Source organism: Paraburkholderia nodosa DSM 21604 (assembly GCF_000519185.1).
Taxonomy (GTDB): domain Bacteria; phylum Pseudomonadota; class Gammaproteobacteria; order Burkholderiales; family Burkholderiaceae; genus Paraburkholderia; species Paraburkholderia nodosa.
Genome location: NZ_JAFA01000048.1, coordinates 1 through 12,516, shown reverse-complemented (window position 1 = coordinate 12,516; position 12,516 = coordinate 1). Strand labels below are relative to the sequence as shown.

Below are 12,516 nucleotides of genomic sequence, written 5' to 3'. Positions count from 1 at the left end.
TCCCACAAACGGTTACCTCAGCGCTCGCATCAGTCGAACGTCGGCAAGGTCAGTTGATAGCCGTAGCGGTTGATGGTGTCGATGCGCACATCGATGCCCTCGCGCGCGAGCTTGCGCCGCAGCCGCGAAACGACGAGGTTGACGGTCGAGGCGTCGATGTCGTCCTTCTCGGGCCACGCGTAGCGGATCATCTGGTCGCGCGGCACGGGCACGTTGGTTTGACGCAGCAGGCATTCGACGAGCAGGTACTCGCGGCGCGTGAGTTCCGCGCGGCGTGCGCCCTCCACGATCTCGCGCGTACCCGCATCGAGCTGTGGCGCGTTCTGGACGGGCTGTGCGCCGCTTGCGGCCTGCGCGGGCTGCCCACCCTGCACGCCGCCGCCGCACGCCGCCGTGGTGCGCAATAGCGCGTGCATGCGCTCGTGCATTTCGATGAACGAGAACGGGTAGCGAAAGCACGCGTCGGCGCCCGCGCGCAGCACCTTCGAGCGCTCGCTCGCGCTCGCTTCGACGCCGAGCACGGCGATGACCGTCGCGCCGGCTGCGACCCTGGTGAGCCCGGGCAGGATGCCGTGCAACGCAGGCAGCAGCGCGCCGTCGAGCGCCATGACGATCACCGCATCGAACGGCTCCTCTCCCGCGACGAACACGCCGTCGCGCAAGTCTTCCGCGCGCTGCAGGCTATGCGCGCTTTCGTGCAGGGCCTTCTGGAGCCAGGCGCCTTCGGCGTGATTCGGGGAGACGAGGAGTATGCGCATGACGGCGAGTGCCCGACGGCTGGACGGGAGAGGTCAGGCGAACGAGCGCGGCCAGCATTCCACGCTCATGCGCGTACCCGGGCCGCCGGGCTTCTCGCCCGCCAGTTCGCGTGCGTCGTCGATGCGCAGCGTGAAATCGTGCACGCGCATCACGGCGGCCACGACGCAAAGCCCCAGACCCGAGCCGGCGATATGGCGCACCGCCTCGCCACGATAGAAACGCTGCAGGACCGCCGCGCGCTCGCCAGGCGCAATGCCGGGACCGTTGTCGGCCACTTCGAGCAACGGGCCGAGCGGCGTCGTGCGCAGCGTCACGCTCACCACGCCGCCTTGCGGTGCGAACTTGATGGCGTTGTCGATGAGATTGTTGAACGCCTCGAACAGCAGCGCGCGGTCGCCGTGAATCTCGGCGACGGGCTCGGCCGTGATGCGCCATTCGAGTTCGCGGCTCTCGGCGAGCGGCTCGTAGAGGTCGGCGAGTTCCTGCACCAGTTCGTGCAGGTCGACGGTCGCGAAGCCGCCGCGCCGTTGCAGCGTGCCGATCTCGGAGATGCGCAGCATCGCGCGGAAGCGTTCGAGCAGCTGGCCGGTCTCGGTGCGAGCCTGATCGAGCAGCACCGAACCGGCGGCGTCGCCGCGCACGCTGTCGCGCTCGGCCACGCGCGCGAGCAGCGTGTGCAGATGCACGAGCGGCGTGCGCAGGTCGTGCGCGATGCCGTCGCAGGCGCCCTTCACTTCGCCCATCAGCCGCTCCACTTCGTCGAGCATGTGGTTCACGAGATGGGCGAGCATGTCGAGTTCGTCGTCGCCGCCCACGGGCAGACGCCGATCGAGGTCGCCGCGTGCGATGCATTCGGTCACGCGGCGGATTTCGCGCACGCGCCGGATCTGGCGCATGCCGAGCACGAGGCCGCCCGCCGCGGCCGCAAGCAACGCGAGCACGGCGCCCGCCGCGAGCGTGCGCACCATGATCTTGCGAATGCGCAGCACGCTCGTCATGTCGCGCGCGACGACGAGGCGCAAGCCGCTCGGCCGCACCTCGCCCATGGCGCGAACCACGGGCGAAACATCGCGGTCGAGCAGCTTCACCGTATGCGCGTGCGTGCTGCCTTCGCGCGTATAGGTCAAGTTCGGCGGGGGCGCGAGCAGGTCGCCCGCGATATAGCGGCCATCACTCGTAAAGAGTCCACAATAATTGACGTGCATGCGCTCGTGTTCGAGCCGCTGATGGATCGCCTCGGGCAACTGCGCATCGGGAATCGAATCGAAATAGATGAGTTGCCAGCCCATGATGGAATCGGCGTCGCGCTCGATCGTCGTGCTCGCGGTCAACGCAATGAAGCCGACCAGCAGCGTGAGAAAGACGCCGAACAGCGCGGTGTAGGCGCACAGCCAGCGGAACGTCGTGGTGGGCCAGCGCCGGCGCAACGGCGCGGACGCGGCGGGAGAAGAACGACTCGACAAAGCGGTTTATCCGAGAATGTAGCCGGAGCCGCGCACGGTCTGAATCAGCGGCGGCACGCCCGGCGGATCGATTTTCTTGCGCAGGCGGCCCATGTGCACGTCGATCAGGTTGGTGCCCGGATCGAAGTGGTAGCCCCATACGGCTTCGAACAGCATGGTGCGGGTGATGGTCTTGCCTGCATGGCGCATCATGAATTCGAGCACGCGATACTCGGTAGGCAGCAGCACGACTTCTTCGCCGTCGCGGCGCACCTTGCGCGAAATGAGGTCGAGTTCGAGCGGCCCCACGCGCAGCGCGGTCTCGCGCGCGACGCTCGCGGCCTGGCGGCGGCGCAGCAGCACCTCGAGGCGCGCGGTGAGTTCTTCGGGGTCGAAAGGCTTGGTGAGGTAGTCGTCGCCGCCCGCGCGCAGGCCGCGCACGCGTTCGTCGACGTCACCGAGCGCGCTCAGCATCAGCACCGGCGTCTGAATGCCGACCGTGCGCATGGCCGTGAGGATCGAGAGACCGTCCACGCCCGGCAGCATGCGGTCGAGCGTAATGGCGTCGTACTCGTCGCTCATCGCGCGCGCCATGCCGTCCCGGCCGTTGTCGACCCATTCGACCGCAAAACCGCGCTGCGTCAGCTCGCTGACGATCTCGTTGGCTGTGACGGCATCGTCCTCCACCGTCAATACGCGCACCTGACTCATCTTTCTCGCACTCCGTCGTGCCGGCGGCACGACTATTCAAGAGCCTCGAGTTTACCGTCGCGCCTGCGCCGCACCGGGATTCCTTTCATGAAATTAAATTTAAGGTTGCAACGGCAATACGGTCTCGCATGCGGCGTCTGGGTGCTTACGTATCGATTACGCCGATGATTGTCTCCCGCGCGTGCAGATCGAGTTGATAGCCGTAGCGGTTCACCGTCTCGACGTTCGCATGCGTGCCATGCGACGCGAGTTTGCGCCGCAGACGCGACACGACGAGGTTCACACTCGACGGCTCGACGTCGGCTTTGTCGGGCCACGCATAGCGAATCAGCTGCTCGCGCGCGACGGGCGCGCCCGCATGGCGCAGCAGGCATTCGACGAGCAGATACTCGCGCGTGGTGAGCGGCACGCGCCGCATGCCCTCCACGAGGTCGCGCGTGGACGGGTCGAGGCGCACGAGCGGCGCGCTCGCGTGAACGAGCGCGCCGCGGCGCAGCGCGAGCATACGCTCCTGAATCTCGATAATGGACCAGGGCTGCACGAAGCACGCATCGGCACCCGCGCGCAGCAGGCGCGCGCAGTCCGTGGGGGTCGCGCGCGCGAGCGCAACGACGATTGCCGGCGCGTCGGGCAAACGCGTGAAGCCCGCAAGCGCGCTGGCGATGTCATTGTGCGCCTCGGGCGCGGCAGCGCAGAGGAACACCGTATCGAACGGCTCCTGCGACGCGAGATAGACGGCGTACTCGACGTCATCGGCAATCTCGACGCTGTTCAGGCTCTCGCTCAACGCCTTGTACAGGTAACCTCGCTCGGCAGCCGAGGACGAGCACAGCAGGAGTCGCATCGATTACGGGCCCGCGTGGCCGTGGCGCGTTTGAGGCGTCCAGCAGTCGATCGTCACGATCGTCCCCGGATTCGCGGCGCCAATGGCAAGGTGAAAATCGTGCAGCCGCACGATCGCCGAGACGATGCCAAGCCCGAGGCCGGTGCCCGGGAGGTGGCGGGTGCGCTCGCTGCGGTAGAAGCGCCCCAGCACCGCGGCGCGTTCGCCGGGCGCGATGCCGGGTCCATTGTCGGCGATAGCGAGCTGCGGTCCGCGCGAGCCCGCGCGCAACTCGATCTGCACCGCGCCGCCGCGCGGCGCGAACTTGATGGCGTTGTCGAGCAGATTACTCAACGCTTCGAAGAGCAGCGCGCGGTCGGCGTGAATGGGTTCGACCGGCGCGACGGCGGCGTGCATGTCGATGGCTTTTTCCTCGGCAAGCGGGGCGTAGAGTTCACATAGCTCGCGCACGAGGTCGGACAGGGCCACGCTCGCAAAGCCGCGGCGGCGATCGATGGCGCCGATCTCCGAAATGCGCAGGAGTGCAGAGAAACGGTCGAGCACAGCATCGGCCTCCCCGCGCGCGCCAACCAGCACGCCGGCGAGCACCGCCTCGCCGCGCTGCTCCATCGCTTCGGCGGCGTGTGAGAGGCGCAGGCGCAAGCGCGTGAGCGGCGTGCGCAGATCGTGGGCGATACCGTCGCACGCGCTCTTCACCTCGCCCATCAGGCGCTCGACTTCGTCGAGCATGCGGTTCACGAGGTGCGCGAGCATGTCGAGTTCGTCGCGCCCGGCGACCGGCAGCCGCATCGCGAGGTCGCCGTTCGCGATGCGGCGCGTCGCGCGCTTGATCTGGGCGACGCGCCGGATCTGCCGCATGCTCAGCACGAGTCCGGCGCACAGGCTGCCAGTCAGACACAGGAGACCGCCGCCGATCAACGCCTTCATCAGTTCGTCATGAACGTGGCGCACGTCGGAGAGCGTGCGCGCGACGACGAGGCGCGCGCCATCGGGTCGAATCTCGCCCATGGCGCGCAGGGACGATCGCGCGGAGCCGGGGTCGAGCGCGAACGTCTGGCCGCGCGTGTGCTCGTGCGACTGGCCGTAGTGTCCCAGAGGAAGACCCGTGGGGATCGCTCGGATATCGCCGGCGAGCCAGCGGCCGTCCGGCGCGAACAGGCCGTAGAAGTTGTCGCGCCGGTCGGGGCGTCTGAGGCGCGCGTCGATGGCGTCGGCAAGGCTCGCGTCGCTGCGCGAATCGAAGTAGCGCAGTTGCCAGCGCAGGCCGCTGTCGGTCTCGCGCATCATGGCGCGCGTCACTGAGTATTCGATGACGCCGAGCAGCGCCATGAACGCGAGCGAGAAGATCGCTGCGTAAGCGGTGAACCAGCGGAACGTGGTCGTCTGCCAGTGGTCGCGGCCAATATCCCGCACGTCCGGCGCCGCCCGCGACGACGCTGGAACGAACAGGCCACGCCCGAGCGCCACCCAGGCAGGCAGGTTCATCGCGCGCCTCGAATGCGGGGCCCGGCGTCGTGCAAGACCGGCTCACGCGCGGTCGTGCATCGTGAGCACGGTGCTTTCTCGCAGACTGACATGGCTACCCCCGATGGCAATGAATGGTCGGTTCGACGACTCACTGGCGAACCCACGAACGCGGATGCGCTCGTGCCTGGCCATCATAGGGGCGCGCCCTCGACCCAACGGCATCACGGCAATGAAGAGCGCGTCATCTTCTTACTGCCGCGTGACGCGCACCTGTCATTTTGTCAATTCGTGCGAACACGAGGTCTCGTCTCGAGCGCGCGCGAGGCAGATGAACCTTCTTTCATCCGGCTGAGCCGGATCCAGCGTCGGCACCTCCTTATCCTCGAATCCGCTTTTTCGCGCGTTCGCGCTTTGTCATTTCGTTGCGGGTTCATCAACAGGAGGATGCATCATGAAGTCATGGCTGAAGTTCGTATGGGTGCCGTTTGTGGGAGCGGTGAGCGTAAGCGCGGTCGCCGCGCCGCATCTAACGCAGCAGGAATGTCACAGCTACCCGTTCGTCAAACCGGCCCACGAGGTCACGCATGCCGATCTGATACGGGAACTCACGGAACTCGAGGCGGTGGGCTACGAACCGAACTCGGACGACAACAACTATCCCGCCGATATCGAAGCCGCCCAGCAGCGTCTCGCGGACGTATATCGCAGTGATTGTCTGCCGCAGCACACCGCGGCCGCGGTGACCTTTCCCGCGAATTCGGACTGAGATCGGGGCGCGCTCGGCGGCCCGTAGGTCACCAATAGACTTTGTGCAGTGCACCTTGCCCCGCTGCCGCCAGGCTTTCCGTGATCGCTTTGGGTCGCGGCCCATGTGGACCTTCGGCGGCTCCCATATTTGGTGACCTGAGTTGGGTAACCGGAAATGGGAAGAACGGTTGGTCCACATGGGCGTTCTCCAGGTCGCGCGTCTCCGTGACCTGGATTGAGCGGGTGCCCAGGGCAGGCAGAGCGCTTGCGGTCGCGTTCCAATGGGTTTCGTCGTGATGCAGCCTATCCCATAGACAGTTACCTTTAGACGAAGACCTACACCATAGACGGAGACCATCCGGGTGTTTTTTCCAGTAAATCAATAACCTGGTTCGATATCTAAATGTCGATTCTCAAGAAGAGGGGGCTTAGGTCATGATCTATGGTGCCCGCAAAGCGTTGGTAGACGGGCTAGGTAACCAGGAATGGGGCCACGGAGGTTGGTGACCACTCACATGCGATAAGGTCCCCGGTTTTGGGAGACGTCTTTCTCATCGAACGCGTGTTTCAGTGTTTACCTTTTACGCTTTAACAACTTTAGTAAACCTTTAGGTGCCGCAAACCCTTACCAGGCAAGGCTTTGCGGCCGATTTGGTGGCGTGTTATGGGATTTGCGGTCCCGGGTATGGGAGTTTCGGGTTGTGGATATGGGACTTCGGTAGCCGGGCATGGGGTTTACGGGTTGTGGATATGGGGAGAAGGTTGCCCGTTATGGGAAAAGGAGCAGTTTTGCCTTCAGGTCTCCATTTATGGGAGTCAGCGAAGGTCGCCGCTTATGGGATGGGATGCCTTTCCTGACGGCGTTCAAGAGGCCTGCGTGCCTGAATTCAGGTAACCGTATTTGGGAATCTGCTTGGGTAACCCGATATGGTGGCTTGTCGGGAGACGAATTCCGGCGTCAGCGAGCACCGAATCGGCTCCCCCGCATGAATCCTTGCATGCGGAGAAGCTGGCTGGACAAAGGTAACAGCCTATGGGATCCGGTATGGGTCACCTGTTATGGGAGCTAGGGCTGATTCGCAGACCTTCGGCGCCCTATTTTGCCTCCGTATGGGTAGCCATTTGTGGGAGCCAGTTCAGGTCACCATTTATGGGCGTAATGAGCGTGCCGAGGCATGGGCGACCAGATCCGGGCGACAACCCGGATAGCCACGCGAAAGATCCCATGGACGGCTACCTATCGAGGCTAAATTCACAGAGTGAGTACTCACATCCTGCCTAAAGGTCGCTCGCTATGGGATGATTTTCGGGGCACGGCGATACAAAGGTCACCAGTTATGGGTTCATGTGCGGGGTCTGCTCTGCGTGGCCCAGAGGGGTTCCCGGTGGCCACCAGGGCAGAGAATCTCAGGCTGTCAATGCTCTGCGCCCTTGGGTGTCGTGCCGCGTCACGATTGCGTTTGCGGCCTTGAGTCACCTGTTCGGCTGGTATACAGTTACCAACCGAACAGGTTCCCTTTCAACGTGGGTCATATGGCAAGAAAAAAGGCCGAAGCCGGCGACGCCGACAAACAAGGTGCACTCGTATTCCAGCAAGGCCAGCCGCCTGATCTGTTCCGCAAGGCCGTTCCGGCGATTCATATCGCACCGAAGTCCGGATCGATCAGCCTGCAGCAGCGCAAGATGTTCAGCTCGCTGATCAAGAACGCCATTCGCCAGGATTCCCTCGACCGCGGCCGCTCGTCGTTCGAGATCACGATCTCCGCCCTCTCCCAGGACGTCGATCTGAACAGTAACAACACCGAGTACGTCAAGGAAACGATCAACTCGCTGATCAGCACGGTCGTCAACTGGGACTACCTCACGCAGGACAAGCGCAGCATCTGGAAGGCGTCCGGTTTGCTTGCCGGCGCCGAACTCGAGCGATCGGTATTGCGCTACACCTTCTCCGAGCAGATTCGCGGCGAACTGCTTAATCCTGAAATCTACGCGATGATCGACATGCGCATCACGCGTCAATTCAGGAAGGCGCATTCGCTCGCGCTGTGGGAGAACGTCGTTCGTTACGAGGCCGTGGGTGTGACGGCGCGCTTTCCGCTCGCGACGCTGCGCGACCTGATCCTTGGGCAGGATACTTCGGCGCAATCGTACAAACTCTACAAGCAGTTCAAGAGCCGTGTACTGGTGCCCTGCATCAAGGAAGTCAACGAGATTTCGGATCACATGTTCGAGCTCATCGAGCACAAGGTGGGACGCTCGGTCGTCGCCCTGCAGTTCCGTGTGACCCGCAAGCCGGAGACCGATCCGTCCCAGGAACTGCGTGCAAACGAAACGCTGCTGATCGGCGAGATGTCGAAGTTCAGCATCCCGGTTTCCGAGGCGCGGCGCCTGCTCAAGCAGTACGGCGAGGAGAAGATTCGCACGGCGGTGGCCTATACTGCAGCGCGGGTGGCCCAGAAAAACGCAGCGCCGCTCGCCAACGTTGCGGCGTATTTCCGCAAGGCGCTGACGGAGGGCTACGAGTTGCCCGGTGCGAATGCCGCCGCACCCGCCGCAGACGCTGGCCGCGCGCGAGAAAGTCAGGATCAGGTGAAGGACCGCTATATCGCCGCGAAGATCAATGAGGCGCGCGCCTACTTCAATGAGCTCGAGTACGACGACCAGACTGCGCTGATCAAGCGCTACAACGAGACGGTCGGCATGGACAAGCTCAAGGTGTCGACGGCGAAGGTGCCAAGCAAGATGGCATCGACGAACTTCTTCCGTTGGGTGGTGCTGGACACCTGGGGCCAACCGACGGCTGCCGACCTACTTGAATTCCTGCTGAGCGGACAACAGGCGCCGGCTGGGGGCGAAGGCCTGCAGGCGGCGGAAATCGATTTTGCGTTGAAAGCGCGGGACGAGTGAAGGTTATCGAAGAAACAGGACGGCGGCTTCGGCCGCCGTTTTTTTTTGCACGATTTGCTGTGAGTACACGCAGGTTGCGGGCAAGGAAAATTGGCTAAATATAACAACGTAGAAGTCGTAGCTAAATATATATTTCGCAGTTTCTGCGCGTTAGAGGAGCTGGGTTTACTCGTGGTGCGCCAGGGTTCGACCGCCTGAGTGCTACGGAGTGATGTTTGTGCTTTGTCTCGGCTTGCTGCGACTGCTGATGCCGCTTGGTTAGTTCGTGCTGTTCGCGTTAATCTCCTCGTGGAGAGTCACTGCTTCAAGCGATCAAGAATGTGCGCGTTCGGCGACATGCTGGTGATGGTCGGTACCCGCTTGCTGTCACAACCCATCCTGCCATCCTGGATAGCACCTGCTCACGCATCAGTAACCATCCCGAATGTGGGTTGATGAATCTCCACATGGAGATTCAATAGTTGCGCACACAGACCGAATCGTTTCTAGTTCATCCACATCACGCCCACCACACTGAACTGCTTAAGGTCAAGTCGATGAATCTCCACGTGGAGATTTGCTCGATGCTCCTCAACGCCCTCGGCCAGGGCATACCGCTCCAGTGCTTTCGCCTAACTCGATCCTTCTCCCCACCGTCACAAGCGCATTACATGGTTTTGCAAAGATACTACGTCTCATCGACCTGCGAGCAGGCGGGCGCCGCATCTTCGAAGCCATTCTGCGATCTCCACGTGGAGATCGGTTTCCACCGCTGTTGAAACATCGCGATCCAGTCATTGCGCCCGCGCACCGATCTTCTGTGTTGGGTCCAATCCTTATCCGTTCGGCCAATTGGTTGTGAACTGACAACGTCAGAGACGGAAATCCTAGAATTTACTTTAAGTTGCCATTAGACTCTCGAATGACTTGCTGGAGTCTCCACGTGGAGAGTGCGCCTGGAAGGCTCGTCCGCTGTTGAACAATTGCATGGAGAAACGAATGGGTCTCGTGATAGCCGTAGCGAACCAAAAAGGTGGGGTTGGCAAAACCACCACCAGCATGAATCTGGCTGGGGCATTTCAGGCTGAAGGCTATAAGGTCTATGTCGCCGATGCCGATGGTCAGCAATCTTGCATGAGTTGGTGTGCAGCGGCCGGTCCCGAGACGCCCCTGCCGTTCCGCGTCGGCAGCATTCACAAGCTGGAGAAGATGATTGGGCCGGAGATCGCCGCGCTGGCGAACGACTACGACGTCGTTATCGTCGACTGCCCGCCCAATATCAACGACCTGACTACCGCGCGAGTGCTTGCCGTCGCCGACGCCACCGTCATTCCGACAGATGCATCGCCGATCGACATCTGGAGTAGCGAAGGAATGATGGAGTTGGTCGAGCGAACCCGCGTTGCCAATCCGGCCGGAAAATTCGCAATTTTGCTGAATAAATCTAATTCGAAGACGCTGCTGCACACGCAGATGAGCGCCATCCTCGCCGAGAGCAATGTTCGCGTATTTGCGGCAACCATCAAACAGCGCGAACTCTATCGCCAGACGGCAGCGCTCGGCCGCACCGTCTTCGATGTGCGCGGTGTGCGCGGGGCGAAAGTCGCGAAGGACGAGATCAGCGCCGTCTACAACGAGATCATCGCGCTGGTTCAGGAAGAAGAGGTGGTCGATGGCCGCTAAGCTGAATTTCACCAGCAAGGTCCGCGCGGGCATGGCTGCCGAGCGCGTTTCGGCTGGCGAGCGTCTCGCCGAAGCCGATGTCGTCAATATCGCGCAGCGCGACGCGGGCGCACCCAATGCCGTAGACACAGACACGCCGGCTGCTCAGCCTGCCGAAGTCATCGAGGCACCGCTTTCGCTGCATGCGGTCCGGAAGATTTCGGTCGAAGATGTCGTCTCCAATCCGTACAACCCGCGCGCGTTCTACAGCGCCGAGACGATCGACGAGCTGGCCGAAAGCTTTGCGACGCAAGGGCAGATCACGCCGATCCTGGTCACGAAACTCGCGGCGTTTCCCGGCCAATATGTGATCGTCGACGGCGAGCGGCGTATTCGCGCTGCGCGTTCGCGCGGCGATAAATTCATCGACGCCGATGTCCGCGAGGGTCTCGACAACCAGAACCTGTACCTGCGCGCCTATCACGCCAACAAGGAGCGCGAGGAACAGACGGTATTCGACGATGCGCTCGCGTGGAAGAAACTGCTCGACGATCGCGTCTACGTCGACCAGGTCGAGTTGGGCGTGGCCGTCGGCGAAGATCCGAAGCACATCAGCAAGGTGATTGCGCTCACGTCGCTGCCGCCTTATCTGCTGCAGAGGATGGCGCAGAATCGCAAGGATATCGGGCTCGGACACGCCTACAACATCAAGCTGATCTTCGACCGGGCGGGCGCAACGGTCGCCGAGCATTGGCTTCAGCAGGTGATCGAAGGGAAGGCGAGCGTGCGCAAGCTCGAGGCGGCGGCCTCGGCTGAGGCGGGCGCGCGCAGCGTCGGGCCGCGCCGTACGCACTACCAGTCCCGCGTCCAGTTCAACCGGCCGGACGGCGTCGCGCTGGGCGAACTGAAGCTGTTCGGCGACGGGCGCGCGGAGTTGAGCCTCAAGGGCATCGCGCCTTCGGATCAGCAACGTCTGGCCGAGCGCGTCAAGGCGGTCATCGAGCAGTGGGCTTCGGAAATGGATACGACCGGGACGACGACCTGAGCGTCGCGAGCATCGGCCAACCGCGCAGCAGGGGAGGGCGTCGTCAGACGCCCTTTTTTTGTTGTAGCGGCGATGTGAGCCGTACGCGAGCCACCACCGGGGTCGAATCCGTGAAACAGGCGAGAAAAAATACTGGATCAAGCATAATCATTTAGATTCAATGGGTTAGATCCAGTTTTCTAGAATGTTTCACGAAACATGTTAGTTGAGACAGGGTTAAATTGCGTTTTTTGCATTGCGAGCCATGGAGATATCCACGACAAGCGAAAAACGTAGCAAATAATACGTAGTTTGTAATGCATTACAAGCAACAAGGCTGTGAGCAATTGACAACGCCCGCCCCCCAGGTCATGCTTTGTGAGATGAACTGCCGCCTTTTCACGATTGCGCTGATTATTAGCACCATTCAACGAATGGTGGGTTAGCGCACGTCTGGCAGCAGTGACAACAACCCGCCCCAAGAGGCGGGTTTTTTGTTTCCGCCTCCTGGCCAAAACGAAAGTGAGTACAGGAGCCGTCATGCAGGTGCATCAAAGCCACCCCACCGAAGCCACCGAAGTCGCCGAAGCCACTGATTCCGCTCAGTCTCGACGCGACGAAAACGACTATCTCCGGAAGATTCTCACGGCGCGGGTGTACGACGCCGCCCGCGAGACCGAACTCGAGCGCGCCCCGAACCTCTCGGCGCGCCTGCGCAACGCCGTGTTCCTCAAGCGCGAGGACAACCAGCCGGTGTTCTCCTTCAAGCTGCGCGGCGCCTACAACAAGATGGCGCATCTCTCGCCCGCGCANCTCGAGCGCGGCGTGATCACCGCCTCGGCGGGCAATCACGCGCAGGGCGTGGCGCTTTCGGCGNCGAAGCTCGGCGTGAAGGCCGTGATCTGCGTGCCGGTGACCACCCCGCAGGTGAAGGTCGATGCCGTGCGCGCCCACGGCGGCGCGACCGTCGAGGT

10 protein-coding genes are annotated in these 12,516 nt (G+C 62.5%); 5 read left to right on the top strand and 5 right to left on the bottom strand.

Annotated features, from left to right (window positions below; all coding sequences use genetic code 11):
* Window positions 1-29 precede the first annotated feature (29 nt).
* The 5 genes from A3CW_RS0138805 to A3CW_RS0138785 all read right to left on the bottom strand — a co-directional run bounded on the left by A3CW_RS0138805 (window position 30) and on the right by A3CW_RS0138785 (window position 5,241).
* Window positions 30-758 (bottom strand): response regulator transcription factor, encoded by a 729-nt coding sequence (locus tag A3CW_RS0138805; RefSeq protein ID WP_028208341.1) that lies wholly within the window; start codon window positions 756-758, stop codon window positions 30-32.
* 33 nt (window positions 759-791) lie between these two features.
* Entirely contained in the window at window positions 792-2,222 is a 1,431-nt protein-coding gene (locus A3CW_RS0138800) for a sensor histidine kinase (protein WP_051482010.1), read from the bottom strand.
* A gap of 6 nt (window positions 2,223-2,228) precedes the next feature.
* Window positions 2,229-2,903 (bottom strand): response regulator transcription factor, encoded by a 675-nt coding sequence (locus A3CW_RS0138795; protein ID WP_028208339.1) that lies wholly within the window; start codon window positions 2,901-2,903, stop codon window positions 2,229-2,231.
* A gap of 154 nt (window positions 2,904-3,057) precedes the next feature.
* Window positions 3,058-3,756, bottom strand: coding sequence for a winged helix-turn-helix transcriptional regulator (locus tag A3CW_RS0138790; RefSeq protein ID WP_028208338.1), 699 nt, complete (start codon window positions 3,754-3,756; stop codon window positions 3,058-3,060).
* A 3-nt stretch (window positions 3,757-3,759) separates the two neighbouring features.
* A complete protein-coding gene (locus tag A3CW_RS0138785; protein WP_081772012.1) occupies window positions 3,760-5,241 on the bottom strand; it encodes a sensor histidine kinase in 1,482 nt (493 codons plus the stop codon).
* 433 nt (window positions 5,242-5,674) lie between these two features.
* On the opposite strand from A3CW_RS0138785, the gene A3CW_RS0138780 reads away from it, so the two are divergent.
* From A3CW_RS0138780 to A3CW_RS49030, 5 genes are all read left to right on the top strand, one after another.
* Window positions 5,675-5,989: a DUF4148 domain-containing protein gene (locus tag A3CW_RS0138780; RefSeq protein WP_035515234.1), complete on the top strand. Its 315-nt coding sequence runs from the start codon at window positions 5,675-5,677 to the stop codon at window positions 5,987-5,989.
* 1,514 nt (window positions 5,990-7,503) lie between these two features.
* On the top strand, window positions 7,504-8,877 hold the full coding sequence (locus A3CW_RS49040) for a replication initiation protein (RefSeq protein ID WP_051482009.1): 1,374 nt from the start codon (window positions 7,504-7,506) through the stop codon (window positions 8,875-8,877).
* Window positions 8,878-9,855: 978 nt separating this feature from the next.
* Window positions 9,856-10,539, top strand: a complete 684-nt coding sequence (gene parA / locus A3CW_RS0138770; protein ID WP_028208335.1) for a ParA family partition ATPase — start codon at window positions 9,856-9,858, stop codon at window positions 10,537-10,539.
* Entirely contained in the window at window positions 10,529-11,563 is a 1,035-nt protein-coding gene (locus tag A3CW_RS49035) for a ParB/RepB/Spo0J family partition protein (RefSeq protein WP_035515232.1), read from the top strand. Before parA ends, A3CW_RS49035 begins: the two co-directional genes overlap by 11 nt.
* Before the next feature lie 519 nt (window positions 11,564-12,082).
* On the top strand, window positions 12,083-12,516 hold a 434-nt coding region (locus A3CW_RS49030; RefSeq protein ID WP_035515231.1), incomplete at its 3' end, for a pyridoxal-phosphate dependent enzyme.